We start from the raw sequence: 18977 nt of genomic DNA, 5'->3' as shown, positions 1-18977 counted from the left end.
GTAGCCGGGTGTCCCTTCGCTCATGGTGGTCCGGCTCAGGTAGTCCGAAGTGCGGCTGCGGTAGTTGTACTGCGACCACAGGTTGAGCTTGTCGCTGACTCTCCAGTCCAGGTTGGTGTTGAACATGTGGCGGGGTTGCCGGTTGAGCGGTTCGCCCTTGAAGTCACCGGTTTTCTGCTCGGAGTCGGTGAAGGTGTAGCTGCTCATCCAGTTCAGGTTGCTCATGAGTTCATAGTCGAGGGTCAGCTCGACGCCCTGGATCACCGCCTCGTCGATGTTCTTGGTCGTGCTCAGGAAGTAGAAGTTGTTGCCGCCGAAGCTACACGCGTAGTTGGCGACATCATTGTTGTTGGCCGCGTTGGGGCTGGTGCAGAAGCGGTCTTCGGCGAGTTTGTCCTTGTAGACGGTATGGAACAGCATCACGCTGGTTCCCAGGCCGATCGAGGGTTCGTTGTATACGAAACCGACTTCGTAACTGGTGCTGGTTTCCGGGTCGAGATCGGCGTTGCCAATGCTCAGGGCGCGGGGCAGTGGCTGGCCGTTGCCACCCACGTTCGGCGAGCCGCCGCCGCCGGTGCGGCCGCCGAAGCCTTCGGTGGACTGGGTGAGGGTCGGCTGCTTGTAGCCCGTCGAAACGCCGCCCTTGAGGACCAGCGACGGCGACATCCGGTAGACGCCATAGACGCGTGGCGAGAGGTGGCCGCCGAAGAATTCATCGTCGTTGTAGCGCAGGCCGGTGGTGAGCGAAAACGCGTCGGTGAGGCCCCATTCCACTTCGCTGTACAGCGCGGCCAGCCAGCGGTCGGCCTTGTGCACGCCTCCCGGGATGCCGTCGTTGAAGAGCACGTTCTGTCCGTTGACGAACTCCTCGTCCTTGTACTGGGCGCCGAAGGTGACCGTATGCTGGCCCCAGAAGAAGGTCCCCTGGGTGTTGAACAGGTTGACGGTTTCCTCCATCGACAGGTCCTGGACGCGTTCGGAGACGTCACGCTGCAGGTAGCTGTTGAGCAGCACGTCGCCGTAGTTGCCGTCGTGGGACAGCGTCCAGACCTTTTTCTCGAAGCGATTGCTGGTGGTCTGGCCCGCCGGTGTCGTCGTGGTCACGGGGGCGCTCTTGCCCGCCGTGTGGCGGGCTGTCTGGGTGGTATCCCGGTAGCCCAGGGTGATCCGGTCGCGCTCGGTGGGTGTCAGGAACAGCTCGGCGCCGGCGTTCCGGTCTCGCGTTTCCGGCTTGCTTTCGCCCGAGTTGAATGCCTCGCCACCGACATAATCGCTCTCATAAGTGTTGGTGTAGGCACCGTTGAGCTGCAGCCCGACAAGCCCGGGAATCAGGGCGCCGCCGGCGAACAGCTCGGTGTGGTACTCGTCTTCGTTGTAGTCGTTCTGCGAGAACATCCGCTCGGCGCGGACCGTACCGGCCCACTCGTCAGCCGAGCGGCGGGTGATGATGTTGATGACCCCGCCCATGGCTTCGGAGCCATAGAGCGAAGACATCGGGCCACGGATGACCTCGATCCGTTCGATCATGGCCAGGGGCGGCAGCGCCAGTTGCTGCTTGCCGCCGGAGGTGCCGTTGGTTTGCGTCTGGCGGCCCGCCGAGATGGGGCGCCCGTCGACCATTACCAGGGTGTATTCGCTGCCCATGCCGCGAATGGTGATGTCCTGCTGGTTGCCGCCCCCGGTGACGAAGACGCCGGGGATATTGCGCATGGCGTCGACGACGCTCGTATACGACTGCTTCTCCAGCTGTTCACGGCTGATCACCGAGATACTCGCCGGCGCATCGGCGATGTTCTGTTCGTAACCAGCGGCGGTCACCACCGTGGTCGGCTGCAGCTCGAGCGGTTGTTGTGCGTGAGCCGGTGCGCTCATCCAGGTTGCGATCGCGATGGCGCCAGCCAGCTGGTTCCGATTGAAAATCACCATGTACTGCACTCTCCTCGATTCCTTCGTAATCCGCGGCTCCGGCCGCTTCGCCAGTGCGAATGCTAAGAATTCTCATTCGAGTGTAAAGATCATTTACAAAACATACACATTCGCCTGACACAGGCCGGCGCAGGCGGGCCGTGCTTCCGCGACACGGGCGCCGCCAGGCGCAGGCAACCTTTGGAGGAAGCGATTCGCGGTCGTCGAAGCGTTGGTCGCTGGCAGCGCGCTGCGTCGTGCCTGCGCGGTGGCGCGCGGGCCCCGTTTACAAGGGGCGGGGGAATGCGCCGGAAGCCTCGGCGCGCGTCGAGAACGTGACAAGCGCAGCGTCCTCGCGCAGCATCCAGCAGACCGGCCGGGCGTCTGCCCGGCGATCGCTACTGACATGACGGAGGATTCCATGCGTGCCCTGTCGTTCGTTCTGCTTCTCGCTGCACTGCTGCCGGTCGGCTCGCGGGCCGATGAGCCGACGCAGCTGATCCAGTCGGTCAACGCCTATCGCGCGCAGGTGCAGCGATGCGCCGATGACGCGAGCGTGGCGTTGCCCGCCCTGACAGCCGACTCACGACTGAAGCTGTCGGTGCAGGGTGCCGGCGACCTGCAGCAGTCGCTGACCCGTTCCGGCTACCCGCTGGTCAACGTGCGCGCCATCAGCCTGTCGGGCCCGCGCGATGCCGAGGCGGCGATGGCGGCGCTGCGTGAGAGTTTCTGCCAGGTACTGCTCGATCCGCAGTTCGTCGACATCGGTGTGAGTCGGGAAGGACGCGACTGGCGCATCGTGCTGGCGCGGCCGATGCTCAGCGGCGGCCTGGGCGACTGGCAGGCCGAAGGGCAACGACTGCTTGCGCTGATCAACGCCGCACGCGCCGAGCCGCGCCGGTGCGGCGCCCAGGCGTTCGCCGCGGCGGGGCCGCTCGCCTGGGAGCCGGTGCTCGGCGGCGTCGCCGAATCCCACAGCCGGGCCATGGCCAACGGCAACTTCTTCGACCATCTCGACGGTGGTGGGCGAACCCCCGGCGACCGCGCCGAACTCGCCGGCTATTCGGGGCAGCAGGTGGGCGAAACCATCGCCGCCGCGCAGGACACCCCGCAGCAGGTGCTCGAGGCCTGGCTGACCATCCCGAGCCACTGCGCCACCCTGATGAACCCGCACTTCAGCGACCTGGGCGCCGCCTACGCGGTCGATCCGCAAAGCGATGCGGGCATCTACTGGACGGCGCTGTTCGGCGGCGGCTGAACTAGGCAGCGATCCCGTTAGCCGAGCGTCAGCCGTGGGTGCAGGCGCCGCGGTTCATCGGGGTTCGCTTCAGTGGTCCGAGATCGCATCGTCGGGTCGTAGCTCCTGCAGCGCTTGTCGAGCTACCTGAATCGCCGCGCTGATCGCCAGCACCCCCATGAAGGTCGCCACGATCAGATCCGGCCAGCCGCTACCGGTGCCGAGCACACCCAATGCCGCCAGCATCACCGCAAGATTGCCGAGTGCGTCGTTGCGGCTGCACAGCCAGACGCTGCGCATGTTGCTGTCGCCCTCGCGGAATGCGTAGAGCAGTCCGGCTACGAGCAGATTGGCGAGCAGTGCCACTATCCCGATCACACCCATTGTCGGCGCATGCGGCACGCTGCCGTCGACGAAGTTGGAGATCGCCATAACCAGGATGAACGTGCCGAACGCCGCCATCGTCAGGGCCTTGAGCAGTGAGGCTCGTGCCCTTACAACCACACCCAGCCCGAGTACCCAGAGGCTTACGCCGTAGTTGGCGGCGTCACCGAAGAAATCCAGCGAATCGGCCAGCAGCGATACCGATTCGGCGCGCAGCCCGGCACCGATCTCGACAACAAACATCGCCAGGTTGATGGCCAGCGCGATCCAGAGAAGGCGCCGGTAGCGCCCAGTGGCGGCTGCGCTCGCACAACCGTGATTGCAACAGTTTCCTGCCATGACGCATGTCCCGATGAACAAGATGCGGCTACGCTAAACCCTGTAGCGACTACAGGGTCAAGCGATGACATTGACGATCGGAAAGCTGAGCAGGACTACCGGTGTGAACGTGGAAACCATCCGCTATTACGAGCGCATCGGCCTGCTCACGACCGCTATGCGCACCGAATCTGGCTACCGCACCTTCGGCGAGCGCGAAGTGGCGCGGCTGCGTTTCATCAAGCGCGGGCGCGAGCTGGGCTTTTCCCTCGACGAGGTCCGCACGCTGGCGGAGCTGGCCGACCAACCCGGCCAGCCCTGCGCCGACGTCGACCGCCTGGTGGCGCAGCACCTTGTCGAGGTGCGCCAGCGCATCGCCGACCTGCAACGGCTGGAGTTCGAGCTGGAGCGGTTGGTCGGCTGCACCGAGTCGTCGGTCAAGGAGTGCCGCATCGTCGAGGCGCTGAGTGGCGGAGCCGTCGTTGGCGACTGTCGGGCCTGACCGGCCGCAGCAGCCGCAGCCGGAGCAGTGGCCTGGCTGACCCGGTCATTGCTCACTTCAGCGACCTGGGCGTCGCCTACGCGGTCGGCCCGCAGAGCGATGCGGGCATCTACTGGACGGCGCTGTTCGGCGGTTCCTGAAGTCGCCTCACTGCGCCGGCTTGGCCAGCCAGGCGTCGGCGATGCGCTGGTACTCGCCGGTGGCCTTGGTCAGGTGCAGCCACTGGTCCACGTAGGCCTTGAAGGCGCTGTCGTCGCGCGGCAGCAGAAAGGCCTTCTCGCTGTACTGCAGCGGCTTGTCCGGGTTCACCGCGCACAGGGTCGGGTAGTTGCGCTGCTGGTACAGCGCCTCGGAGGCGTCGGTGATCATCACGTCCGCCTTGTTCTCGGCGACGTGACGGAAGATCACCGTGTTGTCGTGATACAGCTCCAGCTGGGCCTTGGGCAGCTCGCGGTGGACGAACGCCTCGTTGGTGCCGCCCGGCGGCTCGATCAGCCGCACCGAGGGCTGGTTGAGCTGGGCGATGGTCTGGTATTTGTCCACGTCGTCGCAGCGGACGAAGGGGATCTTGCCGTCGACCGTGATGGGGTCGCTGAAGAAGGCTTTCTTCTGCCGTTCCAGTGAAATGGAAACGCCGCCGACGGCCATGTCGCACTTGCCGGCGAGGAAGTCGGGCATCAGCGTCTTCCAGGTGGTCGGCACCCACTGCACCTTCACGCCCAGGCTCCTGGCCAGCGATTCGGCCAGCGCGATGTCGATGCCTTCGTAGCCGCCGTCCTCGCGCAGGAAGGTGTAGGGCTTGTAGTCGCCGGTGGTGCAGACGCTCAGCGTTCCGCGTTGCTGGGCCGCATCGAGCAGCGAGGCAGAAGGGGCGGCGAACGCGGCCCCGCTGGCCAGCAACAGGCCGGCCGAGATCAGAGATTTCATCGGGATTCCTTGCAGGGCAACGCCATGGCGTACCGTGGTTATTGTTCTTGGGCGGCGAGCGAGCCGCCGACAGAACGTACCGGACGCCGCCACGCCTCACAAGCCGCAGGGATGCGGGGGAATGAACGGGCGTGCGCAGGTGCCGGAGCAAAAGATCGCGGTCAAGACCGCTCCCACGAAGCGAGGCGTTGCCGGCTTGCGAGTGCTGTCAGTTGCGTAGGGTGGATGGCGCTCTTTCCATCCACCGTCCCGTCGAATGGTGGATCGGTGAAGCGTGATCCACCCTACGAAACTTGGTGCCCGGTCTGGCGATCACGCCGACCCAGCACAAAGGGACAGCCGGGCCGTCCCGCCATCAGCTCGGCTAGACGAACGTAGCCCCTCGCGCGTTGACGAACAGCGAGTAGAGTGCGTGGCTGCTTGCCATGAACAACCGGTTGCCCTGGGCTCCGCCGAAGCACAGGTTGGCGCAGCGCTCCGGCAGGTGGATATGGCCGATGGCTTTGCCTTGCGGATCGAACACCCGCACGCCATCGAGCCCGTCGGGGTTGGCCTCCGGCGAGCCGGAGCTGCCCCAGCCGCACCAGAGATTTCCGCCCTCATCGCATTTGATGCCATCGAGCGCACCGTGACCGGTGGCTTCGACGTGCTGGGTGCGCTCACCCAGCGTGCCGTCGTCGTTGACCGGGTAGGCCCAGATCAGCCGGTTGGGTCTGGCGCGCCCTTCAACCACGTACAACCGCTTCTCGTCAGGCGAGAAGCACAGGCCGTTAGGGCCGGCGATACCCTCGATCACCCGGGTGACCGAAAGGGTTTCCCCATCGATGCGATACACCGCATCGGGTAGCTCGGTTTCGATCTTGAAGCCTTCGTAATCGTTGCCGGCCTGAAAGGGTGGGTCAGTGAACCAAATCGAGCCGTCACGCTTGACCACGATGTCGTTCGGCGAGTTGAAGCGTTTGCCCTCGAAGTTGTCGGCCAGCACCGTGATTCGCCCGTTGTGCTCGGTACGTGTGATGCGGCGGCCCAGTTCGTGGGTGGTCGAACCTTCGCAGGCAATCAGGCGGCCCTGCCGATCCCGAGTCAAGCCGTTGGAGAAATTGGACTGCTCCCGGTAGACGCCCAGCGTCTGGCTGATTTCGTCCCAGCGCACGATGCGGTTGTTGGGAATGTCGCTTAGCAGCAGATAGCGTCCGTCACCCACCCACACCGGACCTTCGGCCCAGCGCAAGCCGTCGGCCAGTTTCTCGATGCTGGCGTTGAACAACCTCAGTTGCATGAAGCTTTCGTCCAGCACCTCGACCGAAGGGTCCGGATAACGTCGGCTAAGCAGTTCGGCGGACTGGGCGACGCGGGGCAGGAGGGTGCTGCTGGCCAGAAGGGCGGCCGAGTAGTTCAGAGACAGCTTGAGGAAGCGACGACGCGAATCCTGGGAAGGTTGTTGTTCTGACGTCATGGTGGGTCCTTGTTCTTATGAGCCGTATACGCACGGTGAGAGCAAGCGTAGTAGAGGTATGATGACTTGCAAAAACGCGACAGCACGTCTTCGTGCTGGACCTGCGGTATGGCGCGTGCTCCGAGGGTTTCAGGCGGTCGGGAGTGATTTGAAGGCCCACGAGCTTTCTCGGGTCATACGATGACGACGTAGGAGCGGGGACTTAACGCTACGAGGTTGGGCGGGCTGAGCGGTTCTCCACGAACACGCAAGCGCTGGACACCCAGCGCCTTGCCCACGGTACGATTCGCGACCCAGGCCTCGTTACGGCTGAGAGAGACGATCGTGAAAAAGAAGAAACCCGTGGATCCCGTCCGCCAGCAGCAGAAGAACCTTGCCCATCGCATCGGCTGGGCGATCGCCCTGGCCGGAATCCTGTGTGGCTTCGCCTTGCTGGCGGTGAAGCCGGCTTGACCGGCGCGCAATGAAGGTCGCGCGATGCGAGCGCGTGGTCATCGTCGGGATTGCGTTGTAAGGTGCGAAGCTTCCTTCGCCAGCCAGCAAACCGATGAGAACCGACAGCCGCCTCTCCCGAATGCTCCACGTCCTGTTGCACATGGCGCGTGATGAGCGGCCCGTGACCTCGGAGCAGATCGGCCAGATGCTGGGCACGAACGCCGCCGTGGTACGGCGCACCATGGCGGGCCTGCGCAAGGCGGGCTACGTCCGTGCGGACAAGGGCTACAACGGCGGCTGGACCCTGTCGGCCGACCTGAACCAGGTCACCTTGCTGGACATCTTCCATGCCGTCGGAGGGCCGAGGATATTCGCCATCGGAGCGGACCGGGACAACCCCGATTGCCTGGTCGAGCAGGTGGTCAACGGCGTGCTCGCCGATGCGTTGCAGGAAGCCGAGGCGTTGCTGCTACGCAGGCTCGGGGCGTCGACGCTCGCTGACCTGTCGAAGCAGTTCAACGCACTGTACGGCCGCTGCCAACCGGCGCCATCCGGCATCGGCTCTCACTAGCATCCTTATCCGACAAAGCACCCGTAACGTCCTTTCGTAGTGCTCGCCTGTTAGTGTAACTTCAAAAGGTACATTAATCGGGAGGGCGATATCATGGCGTATGACGCAATCATCATCGGAGGCAGTTACGCAGGTTTGTCGGCAGGGCTGCCGTTGGCCCGGGCCCGCCGAAAGGTGCTGGTGATGGATGCGGGCCAGCGCCGCAACCGCTTCGCCGGCGCCTCGCATGGCTTCCTGACGCAGGATGGCGTGCCACCCGGCGAGATCGCCGTCAAAGGCCGTGCCCAGCTCATGGAGTACGGTTCGGTGGATTGGGTCTCGACCGAGGCGGTGAAAGCCGAACGGGATGCGGACGGCTTTCGGATCACCGACAGAAGTGGCAAGCAACACAGCGCGCGCGTGCTGATTCTGGCAACGGGAATCGTGGATGTACTCCCAGACATACCCGGTGTGGCAGAGCGCTGGGGCGCCAGCGTGTTCCATTGCCCTTATTGCCATGGTTACGAACTTCACCAGGGCCGCATCGGCGTGCTGGCGACGTCACCCCTGTCGATGCACCAGGCCCTGATGCTGCCGGACTGGGGCGCCACCACCTTGCTCTTGAACGAGGCCTTCGAGCCCGACGAGGACGAGTTGGCCCAGCTCGCTGCACGGGGCGTCGTGCTCGAGCGCACCCCGGTGTCTCGCCTGGACGGCGATCCGCTCGAGGTGCTGCTTCAGGACGGTCGCCGGCTGAGCTTCGCCGGGCTGTTCCTCGCGCCGCGGATGCGCCTTCCCGAACTGGTGGGGCAGCTGGGGTGCGAAACCGAAGAAGGGCCGCTGGGCCTGTTCATCAGCACCGATCCCACCAAGGCGACATCGGTGCCGGGCCTGTTCGCCTGCGGTGATGCCGCACGCGCCGCAGGTTCGGTGCCGCTGGCCGTGGGGGATGGTGCGATGGCGGGCGTGGCGGCTCATCGCGCACTGATGTTTGGGCAGTAAACGCCGGGTTCGACAGGGAAACGGCCCGGTTGCGGAGCTATCAACGGCTCGTATTTTTGCTGCGGTTCACAGTTTGGATGGTCGTCTACGACGAAGGTCGAATTTGCAAGCTTTCAGAAAGCTACATGCAGTGCAATGCGTGGCCATGATGGTGCCGGGATGGCAATCCCCGCGCCAAGCCACTTTCGTACCTGAGAGGATTCACCGTTGATCAAGAAGACCTTCCGTGCACTGTTGTTGGGCTGCAGCCTGTTGAGCGCCACCTGCTGGGCCGAACTCTCCCCGTTGGAGGTCATGAACATGGCCGGCCTGCAGCGCAGCCTCGGGCAGATCGTGGCCAAGGATTACCTGATGATCGGCTCCGGCGTGAAGGTCGACGAGGCCATCGAGCAGCGGGACAAAAGCCTGGCGCTGTTCGAGAACCACCACGCCCAGCTCAAGGCCGTTGCGCCGAACGACGCGATCCGGGCAGCGCTGGATGCGGTGGACCAGCTCTGGGCCGACTACCACGCCCTGGCGTCCGCGACCCCGGACAAGGCCCAGGCACCGGTGGTGTTGGCCAAAGCCGAAGAGCTGGTCAAGCAGTGCCAGGCGGTGACCGACCTGTTCGAGCAGCACAACGGTGACGCGGCTTCCCATGCGATCAACCGAAGTGGCTGGAACCGCGTGCTGACCCAGCGCACGGCGATGTTCTACATGGCCCGCGCCTGGGGTGTCGAGGCGCCCGGTCTGGATGCCAAGTTCGAGGCCTCGGTCAAGGAGTTCGACGCCATCATGGCGGAGCTGCAGGCAGACGGTGCGCCCAACGCCGAAATCGCCGAAGCCCTGCGCAAGGCCGAAGCCCGCTGGCAGTTCGCGAGCCGCGCCTTCGCCTCCGAAGAGTTCGTGCCCACCATCGTCGCGGTCAATGCCGAGTCGATGTTCCGCCAGCTCAACGAAATGACCCGCCTCTACGCCGGCCTGCGCGAATACAAGCTCTGATCGGCCACCGATGCGCCTGCTGCCTTCTAAGGTCGCAGGTGCACCGGCGTTGTCGGGTCGAGATCCCGCAGCGGCACGGCCTGTTCCTTTCACGGCGAATCGGGCATGGCCATTTTCGGGCCAAGCCGCCGCTCCGCTTTGCCAGAGTTCCCCCGCCGGCCTTGCAGGCCGCCACCTCAATGCGCTCAGTCGCGCCCGGCCAGTCCTGCCGAGCAGGCGCATCTCCCCCCTGACGGACCGGCCGCCGCACCCGCACACGACTGGCAGCCATTTCTCGTCGAGGCCGAAAGCCGGAAGTAGGGCGCGGGCATGTTGCTGCTGAAATGCGGAAGCAGCCAGTGGCTGATCCAGTGCATCAGGCGCTCGGCCCTGGGCGAGCCGCTCTGGAACGCCAGGTGATGGGCGTTGCGTACGTCGATCCAGATCGTTGGCCGTGGCTGGTTGCCGAAGGCGATGCCCTCGATCCGGCAATGGTCATGCAGCGCGCCGAGGTCGTCCGGATAGCCGAGCACCTGCGCCACGGCCGGACCCTCGATCAGCACCACGCCATCGGGACGATGCAGCACGGGAATGAGGTGGCCGTCGAACCTCAGGTGGCGAAGGGCGGACATGGTTTATCTCTCCGTGGTTCGGCAGTTCTGGCTCGCCTGCGAGAGGCCAGCCAGCGCTCCGGCTGATCCCGGCAGCGTCTCCTGGCAGGAAAGGCGGGACGCGCGTGCCGCGATCCCTGTCGAGAGGCTGTCATTCGATTGATGAAATCATGAATTTCATTTTTAATGCAACATAATGTTCAATCAAGCATGGAAGCGGAATTTAACGTCCGCCTCCATGAACGAAAAAACCGAATTTGCCCAGCGTCTGCGCAGCGCCATGCTCGCTGCCGGCTACCCCGATCGTCCTGCCGTCCTTGAACGGGAGTTCAACTCCCGTTACTGGGGACGGTCGGTCACCTTCCAGGCCGTTTCACGCTGGCTGGGCGGCAAATCCATTCCTTCCCAGGACAAGCTGCAAGTGATCGCTCAATGGCTGAAGGTGGAACCCCAGGCGCTGCGTTACGGCGAACAGGCCGTATCGGCCATCCGCGAGCAGCGGGGGCGGTGGGAGGACCCGGCGTTCTACCCTGAGCGCGAGGCCGTCGAGGCGTTCCTGGCGCTGCCGGCCGAACAGCGCAAGGTCGTCCGGGACGTGATCAAGGCCTTCGCCAAGGCCAGCCAGGTGCGCGGTTCGGCCGACAAGAAGAACTGATCCCGGCGCATCCGGCGAGCGCCGACGGCGGGCCTTTCGTAAAGCGCCGGCGTTCCCATCGCTTCGTCGCGGCACCATCGAGCGCCGCATCATCTTGCAGAGACCCCGCGATACGCGGCTGTACGGTCGCACTCGCCGGTGACTGTGCCTGTTCCGCTCGCGCTCGCGCTTCGACAATGGGGATTGGCTTTCACGGACGGAATTCCCATGCACATCGCCATCCTCACCTTCGAAGGCTTCAACGAACTGGATTCGCTGATCGCCTTCGGCATCCTCAACCGCATCAAACGACCGGGTTGGCGCGTGTCCCTGGCCTCGCCCGGCGAAACGATCGTTTCCATGAATGGCGCGCTGTTGCTGCGCCAGCTCCCGCTCGAAGAGATCGACGGATGCGAGGCCGTGCTCGTCGGCAGCGGCAGCAAGACCCGCGAGATCGCCGAAGACGCCTCGATCATGCAGGTACTCGCCCGGCTCGACCCGGCCCGGCAACTGATCGGCGCGCAATGTTCGGGCACGCTGCTGCTGGCCAAGCTGGGACTGCTCGAAGGCATCCCTGCCTGCACCGACCTGCTCACCAGGCCCTGGGTGATGGAGGCGGGCGTCGAGGTGCGGGAGCAGCCGTTCTTCGCCCGGGGCAACCTGGCGACGGCAGGCGGCTGCCTGGCCTCGAGCTACCTGGCGGCCTGGCTGCTGGTGCGACTGCTGGGACGCGAGGCGGCCGCCGAGGCGCTGCACTATGTCGCGCCGGTGGGGGAGAAGGAGGCCTTCGTCGAGCGGGCGCTGGGGCACGTGGCGCCGTTCATTCCCTGAACCAGGGCGACGGCCGCGTTCAGAGCATCGCGAGCAGGCCCGCCAGCAGAGCGCCGGCCAGCGGCAGGCCGAGCGCCAGGCGAGGTGCGTAGGGCAGCAGCAGGAGCAGGGCCAGGCCGCCGAGGGAGATCAGCCCGAACCAGGCGACCACTGCCATGCCGCCCGGCCAGGCGAAGGTGGCGGCATGGATGGACAGGCCGAGCAGGCCGCCGCCCAGCGGTGTACAGAGGCGTCGGCAGAAGGCCGGCAGGCGCGGGCTGGCGAGCTGTTTCCAGTGCCGCTCCATGCCCAGGCAGAGACCGAGCATGCCGGCATAGGCCAGCGCCAGGCTGGCGATCAGTGCAAGGCTCATCTCAGCGGGCCTCCGCCACGGGGTTGGTCGAGGAGCGTGCCGGGCGCGCCTGCCGCGGCTGGCCAACTTTCCAGCAGGTCCAGGCCAGCAGCGCGCCGAGCGCCACTACGCTCGCCTCCAGCCACAGATGGTTGCCCCGGACGGGACCGGCCAGGTTCAGCAGCGGCAGGCCGATGCACAGCGCCGCCGCCAGGCCGAGCTGTTCGCGCCAGGCCTGCAGCCAGGGGCGGACGATGGCGTGGCCGAGGGTTGCCAGCCAGACCAGGAAGAACACCCGCACCTCCCAGTCGCCGCGCTGTGCCAGCTCCACCGGCAACAGGCGATTGGCCCAGAGCAACGCCACGCAGGCCACTGCCAGTCCCGCCACTACGGAAACGTTGAGGCGTTCGACGACGCGGTACAGCAGGGCGCCGAAGATGCCTTCGGACTCATGCCGGCGGCGGCGCTTGACGGTGAACAGCACCAGCCCGGTGGCGATCATCGCGCAACTGACCAGGCTGCAGAGGAAATACAGCCAGCGCATCGGGTAGCCACCGAACTGGGCGAAGTGCAGACCGGCCATGACCCGCTGGGTCAACTGGCTGGGACCGCTCTGGGCCGGCATGCGCAACACGGCGCCGGTGACGCCGTCGAACTGCATGCTCTGGCCCTTGGTCAGTTCGATGCGGTTGCCGAGCACCGGGCGCGCCTCGATGCGCGCGTCGTGGCGGCCGGGGTTGCGGATCGACAGCCCGGCGACCGGCCCGATGACGCGCTCGGCTTCGGCCAGCAGCAGGCCGAGCGCGGTCAGTGGCACCGGCTCGCCCGTCGGCCTGGCGCGTTCGTCACCCGTGCGTTCGCCGCGCCCGGCCGGCCGCTCGGCGGAAGCGTGCTGCGCTCCGGCGTGCTCGCCTGCCCGCTCGGCCCGCTGTTCGACCGGCGCGCCGCGCAGCTCGCGGAACAGCGCCTCGCGGTCGCCCTCGAACAGCGCGTCCATCGCCGCCGGCATGTAGACGAGGTAGAAGATCACCAGGCCGGTGTAGGTGATCATCAAGTGGAACGGCACCAACAGCACGCCGGTGGCGTTGTGCGCATCGAGCCAGGAGCGTTGACCCTTGGCCGGACGGAAGGTGAAGAACTCCTTGAAGATCTTCTTGTGGATGACGATGCCGCTGATCAACGCCACCAGCATCGCCATCGCAGCCAGGCCGACGATCCAGATGCCGATGTTGCGCGGCATGTGAAGGGTGAAGTGGAAGCGGAAGAAGAAGCCGCCGCCGGCCGTTTCCCGCACTTGGAGGGGTTCGCCCGTGTGCGGATCGAGGGGCTGGCCGCCGCCGCGGCGCTGTTCGCCGGCGGAGACGCTCAGGTTCGGTGAACGCTCGGTGGGCAGGCCGATGTTCCAGGCGCCGGCCTCGGGGTGCCGCGCCGCCAGGTAATCGAGGGCGCGCTGGGCCGCCTCGGCCTGGTCGACGAGCCGGGTCGGCAGCTCCGGGCGCATCCAGCCGTCGATCTCCTTGTCGAACACCGCCAGGGTGCCGGTGAGGAAGATCGCGAACAGCAGCCAGCCGAAGACCAGTCCGCCCCAGGTGTGCAGCCAGGACAGCGATTGGGTGAGGGTTTTTCGTTTCATCCCAGCGTCTCCAGCAGTTGCGGCCAGAAGCCGATGATCGCCAACGGCAAGGCCAACGCCAGCCCTGCCCAGGCCCGCCGGGCGCTGCGGCAGCCGAAGGCCCAGAGAATGGCCAGGGTGTAGATCAGAAAGGCCGGCAGGGTCGCGACCACGACCGCATCGGCTTTCCCCAGCGGCAACAGGCGCGCCAGCGCCGCGGTGAAGGCATAGGTGAACAGATAGCCGCCGAGCAGGGCGGCCAGGATGCGGGAAACCACCGGCCAGGGTGGGGTGGTGGCTTTCATCGGGTGTTCTCGTCGGTTGTCAGGCGTAACGTCGGCAGGAGGCCGGCGGCACCGGGACCATGGCGCTCCTGCTGCAATGTGAACCCCGCGCGCGCGCGCGCGCCGTACGGCCGACGTGTCGGGTGCGCTCACGACCCGCGCGGGTCGGTGCAAATAGTATTAATTATCATTTGTTAGTAAAGATCATTTACAAACTATACATCGTGGGCGAGACATCACCGTGCGAGGCGCCAACGCGGGGCGTGGCAGGCTGTCGGGCCTGCTGCGAAAGGACGTGTGATCGTGGTGAGCTGTGAGGAAACCGAAACCGGAAATAGAGCGCTGGGCAAGGCGGTGAGCGACCGCCTGCCCCAACCTTCACTTATCCGACCTCACGATCGCCCGGACGAATGTGGAAGGGATCTGCACCGTTCGTTCGTCGTCGGTGCGGAACACCAGGTGCTCGCCCAGTGACCAGACCACGTGGATGTCGGTCAGCGCGCAGCCATCGTCCAGCGGTAGCTGCTCGGCTGCTATCGCGTCGCAGTAGCTTCGCTCCAGCAGAAGCGTCTGCGCGCGATAATGGCCGAGCCCCAGCGCGCCCACCGTTTTCTCCGGAAGCGTGGTGAGCGCTCCGCTGTAACCGGCAATGGCCAGCGCGAAAAAGGCGGCAAAGTGCAGGGCGACATTCCAGCCGGCAATGAAAATGAACGAACACATCGCGGCGATGAACGACAGCACGATCATGACCAGCCCATACACCAGCCACTTCCACGCACCGATGTCGAACCCTTCGATGATCGGCGCGCTTTGGATCAGGACGACGGTGACGAACCCACCCACGATCATGACCGCCACGTCCGTCGTCCACAGGTAGCGGATAAAGCTGAACCTGGGCAACCCGAAGGCAGCTTGGACGATCAGCCCGACGAGCAGGCACGTCAACACCGGAACCAGCATGACCGAAAGGGCGAACAGCTTCGGCGCCAGGAGCAGCACGGTCACCAGTCCTGTCGTGCAAGCCAGATAGGGCAGCCAGTACACCAGGCAGCCTAGCTTGAGGACCCACCAGCCCCGCTCGTGATCGAGGTATGGGCGCGAATACCGGAGCTCGTCCTTGATCGCCTTGTGGTCGAGAAACTGGCTGAAGATCCAGGCGCCGGGCAGGAACAACGGCACCACCAGCACACCGATCACCACGAAGCCGATGGCGGCTGCGGCCAGCAGCAGTGAGGTGAACTGGAACAGGTCGAAACTCGGGTAGAAGCGGTTACGGTAGAAGTACAAGACGAATATGGCAAAGCCGAACAGCGGTGGCGCCACCTTGGCCACCAGCCAGAGGTGGCGGCGAAACAGGCCGTTCGAGCCTTCGATCGCCAGATCGATCCATGCCGTGTCTTCAGTAGCCGGGCGGTCGAGCCATTTCTTTTGCATTCAACGTCCGTGTCTTTCGTCTGAGGGGGAAGAGGTTTTTCGCAGGTAACGAAGCGCCAGGATCGAGGCGACAAACACTGCTAGCTGCGGTTTGATCAGCGTCCTCTTGGTCGATCTCCGATCGGCCTCCTGGGTGTCTCGGTGGTCGTAGATCTTGTTGTTGGAATAAAGCGCAATTGCCCGATAGTGGGCAGGCTCTGCCCTGGGCGTGCTGAGTTTGGTTTTCTTCGTGATCCAGAGGCCGCTTCCGTAGCGTGTTCTTTTCAGGCGCTGGATCGTCCTGTCGTCATTGTCGGGGCGGATGAGCGAAGGTGTGTCTTTGAGCTTGATGTAGTAAATCACCGTGCTGCTCTTGCCTGTCCTGACGCGCTTTTTTATCAACCCATCGTAGATGCCGAACATCTCATCGGTCGGCGCGGGAGGCGCAAGCAGCCTATAGCCGCTATGGCACGCGGGCAGCAAAGCGCCCAGGCATACGCAGATCATGGCGTGGTACAGCGTGTCAGCCATCTTGGGCTGTTTCGACGGTTCAGGTTTCATCGGTCAGCGGGTCAGTCCTAAGGGCATCAGGGCGTTGCGTGTGGGCAGGGGGCAATCGCAGGCCGCTGCGATCGTCCCCGCGCACCCGGCCTCACAGCTCCTTGGCGAATCGTCCGACGGCGCTGACCACCTGCTTGGCGGCATCCTGGATCTCGACGATGACGGCGCCGGCCTGGTTGGCGAGGTCCAGCCCCTGCACGGCCTGCTCGCGGCTGGCGAACATGTTGTGCACGGCCTCGTCCGCCAGCGCCTGGTTCTGCTGCACCACGGTGACGATCTCGTCGGTGGCCGCGCTCGTCCTGCCGGCCAACTGGCGGACCTCATCGGCCACCACCGCGAAGCCGCGGCCCTGCTCGCCGGCCCGCGCGGCCTCGATGGCGGCGTTGAGCGCCAGCAGGTTGGTCTGCGCCGCGATGCCACCGATGGTCTGCACGATCGAGCTGATCAGCAGCGACTGCTTGCCGAGGGCTTCGATCCCGTCGGTGGCCGACTGCACCTGGTCCGCGATCTTCTGCATGGTGACCAGGGTTTCCTTCACCACGCTGGCGCCGCGTTCGGCGCTGACGTCGGTCTGCAGCGAGATGTCGTAGGCGATGCCGGCCGCTTCCCGCACTTCCGCTTCGCGTACTACCTGATCGGACACGACGGTGGCGAACTTGACCACCTTGCAGAGCTTGCCTTCGGTGTCGTGCACCGGGTTGTAGGTCGCTTCGAGCCACACCTCGCGGCCGTGGCGGTCAATGCGCTTGAAGCGGTCGGCGACGTATTCGCCGCGGTTGAGCTTCTGCCAGAACGCCTTGTAGCCCGCCGTGGCGGCGTCGGCGGCTGGGCAGAACAGGCTGTGGTGCTTGCCTTCGATTTCGACGAGCGAGTAGCCCATGGTGCGCAGGAACTGGTCGTTGGCCGTGACGACGGTGCCGTCGAGGTTGAACTGGATGACGGCCGTCGAGCGGAGCAGGGCTGCGATGAAGGCCTCGTTCTCCTTCGCCCGGTAGACCGCTTCGCTGACGTCGGTGGCGAAGCCCTGGATGTGCGAGAGCTTGCCGTCCGGCCCCGCGATCGGATACCAGTGGATCTTCAGCCAGGCGAGGCTGCCGTCGGCACGCAGGTAACGGTAGTTGTCGCTCACCGCCTCGAGCTTGGCCACCGCGGCGTGGAAGGCGTGGAAACACGGCAGCGTCTTCACGTAGGGGGGAACGATCTCCCCGAGATGCCGCCCCTGCAACTGGTCGCGGGAATAACCCAGGGTCCGCGCGAAGCGATCGTTGAAGGCGGTGATCCTGATCCCCGGGTCCAGCGTGAGCGAGAGCATGTCGCCGTTCATCTTGCTCATGAGCTGGCGCAGGGTGGCCAGCTCCGCGTCCTTGGCGTCGAGTTCCTTCTTTAAACGGCTATTAAACATTCCTGGCGTCCCTATCATGCTGGCGATGCGGGTCATATCGGCCGCCCGCCGTTGCGCTTGAGCGGCGCTGATCGGAACCTTGCCGGGCGCTTCGGAGCGAGGGCAGGGCAGGCATAAAGGTCGTGGTCATCCGCCGGGTCGGGAAGCCGTCGCCCTTCGTCCGCGGGCGCCCGGGCTACTGGTCGCAAGGCCGATACTTTCTGCAGGCGGGGCGAGCTATGATGCGCGCCCGCCAACGCCGCACTTGAACATCTCCAGGTCACCATGCCCGGCAACGCCCTCTATACCGACCTGTCGGGTTACTACGATCTGATGTGCGCCGATATCGACTATCGCGCCCAGAGCCGCTGTGTCCAGCGGCTGCAGCAGCTGTTCGGCAATGCCGGAACCAGGCACCTCGATCTCGCCTGTGGCACCGGGCCGCACGTGCGGCACTTCATCGATGCCGGCTATGAAAGCGGCGGGCTCGACATCAACCAGCCCATGCTGGACAAGGCGGCCATCCGCTGCCCGGAAGCGCAGTTTTCCGTGCAGGACATGTGCGGCTTCAGCGTCGATCGGCCGCTCGACCTGATCACCTGCTTCCTCTATTCGATCCACTACAGCGCCGGGATCGAGCGATTGCAGGCCTGCATCGCCAGCGTGCATCGCGCCTTGGCCCCGGGCGGGCTCTTCTGCTTCAACGCCGTCGACAAGAACCGGATCGACAACGACTCGTTCGTCTCGCACAGCGCCCGGCACCCGGATGGCCTGTTCAGCTTCAGCTCCGCCTGGAGCTACGTCGGGCATGGCGAGCGGCAGTCGTTGAAGCTGCGCATCGAGAAAACGGCGGCAGGCGAATGCCAAACCTGGCACGACGAACACCCCATGGTGGCCGTCAGTTTCGTCGAGCTGGTGGCGCTGCTCGAGCCGCACTTCGAGGTGCAGGTGCTCGAGCACGATTACGAGCGGATCCTGCCCTGGAACCAGACGTCCGGGAACGCGATTTTTGCCTGCGTGAAGCGTTGACCCGAGGGGCGGGGGCGCCTCCTTCGTGCCGTTTCCATCGAGCGCTTCGAAATACGGCACTTTACCGGCCACGCAGGCCACTTCCGCATGGGGGTAACGCGCGACCATCGCCTCGACCATGGCCCGGCCGATGCCCTGGCGCCGATGGCTGGCCTGCACCGCCAGATAGACCAGCGCGCAGGCGTCGGGGTCATCCACATAGGGCAGATACAGCGCGAAGCCGAGCAGGCGCGCCGGGTCGTCGGCCTCCAGCGCCATGATCAGCTCGGGCTTGCCCGCCTGCGCGCCATCCATGCTGTCCAGATAACGATGCACCTCCAGTCCCACCACGTACTGATACAGCTGGTACAGCGGGTTGCTCGGCGTGAGCGATACCGGGCTGATGTCGCCGAGGTAGTCCACCACCCTCTGCAACACCTGGATTTTCATCGACTCCGGCGGCGGGGTGTTCAGGTGGACGAGGGTGAACATGGGCGGGGCTCCGGATCGGTGCGGCAAAGCGGGCATTGTACGCGGGATGGGTATCGGGCGCGGAAGAGAGGCTCGGTAGGCCGATCTTCCTCAGTGCGCGCTGTCTGTGGCATGGGACGCTTTGTTGAGGGTGGCGGGCGGAG

At 65.2% G+C, this 18977-nt stretch carries 19 protein-coding genes and 1 pseudogene; 8 read left to right on the top strand and 12 right to left on the bottom strand.

Annotated elements, in window-relative coordinates:
• Positions 1-1926: TonB-dependent receptor domain-containing protein (locus tag DN824_RS17385; protein ID WP_138409668.1), on the bottom strand; the 1926-nt coding region annotated here is incomplete at its 3' end.
• 400 nt (positions 1927-2326) lie between these two features.
• On the opposite strand from DN824_RS17385, the gene DN824_RS17380 reads away from it, so the two are divergent.
• Positions 2327-3163, top strand: a complete 837-nt coding sequence (locus DN824_RS17380; protein WP_138409667.1) for a CAP domain-containing protein — start codon at positions 2327-2329, stop codon at positions 3161-3163.
• A 69-nt stretch (positions 3164-3232) separates the two neighbouring features.
• On the opposite strand, the gene DN824_RS17375 is transcribed toward DN824_RS17380, so the two are convergent.
• Positions 3233-3865 (bottom strand): cation efflux transmembrane domain-containing protein, encoded by a 633-nt coding sequence (locus DN824_RS17375; protein ID WP_138409666.1) that lies wholly within the window; start codon positions 3863-3865, stop codon positions 3233-3235.
• Positions 3866-3929: 64 nt separating this feature from the next.
• On the opposite strand from DN824_RS17375, the gene DN824_RS17370 reads away from it, so the two are divergent.
• Positions 3930-4346 (top strand): MerR family transcriptional regulator, encoded by a 417-nt coding sequence (locus tag DN824_RS17370; RefSeq protein WP_138409665.1) that lies wholly within the window; start codon positions 3930-3932, stop codon positions 4344-4346.
• Between the two features lie 147 nt (positions 4347-4493).
• Here DN824_RS17370 and DN824_RS17360 read toward each other — a convergent pair whose 3' ends face one another.
• Together DN824_RS17360 and DN824_RS17355 are read right to left on the bottom strand one after the other, a co-directional pair.
• On the bottom strand, positions 4494-5273 hold the full coding sequence (locus tag DN824_RS17360) for a transporter substrate-binding domain-containing protein (protein ID WP_138409663.1): 780 nt from the start codon (positions 5271-5273) through the stop codon (positions 4494-4496).
• 364 nt (positions 5274-5637) lie between these two features.
• Positions 5638-6729 (bottom strand): SMP-30/gluconolactonase/LRE family protein, encoded by a 1092-nt coding sequence (locus DN824_RS17355; RefSeq protein ID WP_138409662.1) that lies wholly within the window; start codon positions 6727-6729, stop codon positions 5638-5640.
• A gap of 547 nt (positions 6730-7276) precedes the next feature.
• On the opposite strand from DN824_RS17355, the gene DN824_RS17350 reads away from it, so the two are divergent.
• From DN824_RS17350 to DN824_RS17340, 3 genes are all read left to right on the top strand, one after another.
• Positions 7277-7735, top strand: coding sequence for an Rrf2 family transcriptional regulator (locus DN824_RS17350; protein ID WP_138409661.1), 459 nt, complete (start codon positions 7277-7279; stop codon positions 7733-7735).
• 93 nt (positions 7736-7828) lie between these two features.
• Positions 7829-8716 (top strand): NAD(P)/FAD-dependent oxidoreductase, encoded by an 888-nt coding sequence (locus DN824_RS17345; RefSeq protein ID WP_138409660.1) that lies wholly within the window; start codon positions 7829-7831, stop codon positions 8714-8716.
• A 207-nt stretch (positions 8717-8923) separates the two neighbouring features.
• The gene (locus tag DN824_RS17340) at positions 8924-9697 is read left to right on the top strand and encodes a type IV pili methyl-accepting chemotaxis transducer N-terminal domain-containing protein (RefSeq protein ID WP_138409659.1); all 774 of its coding nucleotides are present in this window, start codon (positions 8924-8926) and stop codon (positions 9695-9697) included.
• Positions 9698-9882: 185 nt separating this feature from the next.
• On the opposite strand, the gene DN824_RS17335 is transcribed toward DN824_RS17340, so the two are convergent.
• Entirely contained in the window at positions 9883-10308 is a 426-nt protein-coding gene (locus DN824_RS17335) for a BRO-N domain-containing protein (protein ID WP_194150428.1), read from the bottom strand.
• Positions 10309-10525: 217 nt separating this feature from the next.
• Here DN824_RS17335 and DN824_RS17330 point away from each other — a divergent pair, with 217 nt between their 5' ends.
• Together DN824_RS17330 and DN824_RS17325 are read left to right on the top strand one after the other, a co-directional pair.
• Positions 10526-10942, top strand: coding sequence for a transcriptional regulator (locus tag DN824_RS17330; protein ID WP_138409658.1), 417 nt, complete (start codon positions 10526-10528; stop codon positions 10940-10942).
• 207 nt (positions 10943-11149) lie between these two features.
• Entirely contained in the window at positions 11150-11752 is a 603-nt protein-coding gene (locus DN824_RS17325; protein ID WP_138409657.1) for a DJ-1/PfpI family protein, read from the top strand.
• 19 nt (positions 11753-11771) lie between these two features.
• On the opposite strand, the gene DN824_RS17320 is transcribed toward DN824_RS17325, so the two are convergent.
• The 6 genes from DN824_RS17320 to DN824_RS17295 all read right to left on the bottom strand — a co-directional run bounded on the left by DN824_RS17320 (position 11772) and on the right by DN824_RS17295 (position 17355).
• A complete protein-coding gene (locus tag DN824_RS17320) occupies positions 11772-12104 on the bottom strand; it encodes a DUF3325 family protein (RefSeq protein ID WP_138409656.1) in 333 nt (110 codons plus the stop codon).
• A gap of 1 nt (position 12105) precedes the next feature.
• A complete protein-coding gene (locus DN824_RS17315) occupies positions 12106-13716 on the bottom strand; it encodes a PepSY-associated TM helix domain-containing protein (RefSeq protein ID WP_138409655.1) in 1611 nt (536 codons plus the stop codon).
• Positions 13713-14000: a DUF3649 domain-containing protein gene (locus tag DN824_RS17310; protein ID WP_138409654.1), complete on the bottom strand. Its 288-nt coding sequence runs from the start codon at positions 13998-14000 to the stop codon at positions 13713-13715. Before DN824_RS17310 ends, DN824_RS17315 begins: the two co-directional genes overlap by 4 nt.
• A gap of 357 nt (positions 14001-14357) precedes the next feature.
• Positions 14358-15413 carry a hypothetical protein gene (locus tag DN824_RS17305; RefSeq protein WP_138409653.1) on the bottom strand — a complete coding sequence of 352 codons (1056 nt, stop codon included), beginning with the start codon at positions 15411-15413 and terminating at the stop codon, positions 14358-14360.
• Entirely contained in the window at positions 15414-15923 is a 510-nt protein-coding gene (locus tag DN824_RS17300; protein ID WP_138409652.1) for a hypothetical protein, read from the bottom strand.
• A 121-nt stretch (positions 15924-16044) separates the two neighbouring features.
• Positions 16045-17355 (bottom strand): methyl-accepting chemotaxis protein, encoded by a 1311-nt coding sequence (locus DN824_RS17295; protein WP_138409651.1) that lies wholly within the window; start codon positions 17353-17355, stop codon positions 16045-16047.
• Positions 17356-17619: 264 nt separating this feature from the next.
• Here DN824_RS17295 and DN824_RS17290 point away from each other — a divergent pair, with 264 nt between their 5' ends.
• Positions 17620-18363 (top strand): class I SAM-dependent DNA methyltransferase, encoded by a 744-nt coding sequence (locus DN824_RS17290; RefSeq protein ID WP_138409672.1) that lies wholly within the window; start codon positions 17620-17622, stop codon positions 18361-18363.
• Between the two features lie 39 nt (positions 18364-18402).
• On the opposite strand, the pseudogene DN824_RS17285 reads toward DN824_RS17290, so the two are convergent.
• Positions 18403-18834, bottom strand: a pseudogene (locus DN824_RS17285) (GNAT family N-acetyltransferase); the annotation flags it as partial.
• Between the last annotated feature and the right edge of the window lie 143 nt (positions 18835-18977).

The organism is Stutzerimonas nosocomialis (assembly GCF_005876855.1).
Lineage (GTDB): Bacteria > Pseudomonadota > Gammaproteobacteria > Pseudomonadales > Pseudomonadaceae > Stutzerimonas > Stutzerimonas nosocomialis.
Note: the sequence above shows the minus strand (reverse complement) of the source record. Positions and strands in the feature narration are given on the sequence as shown.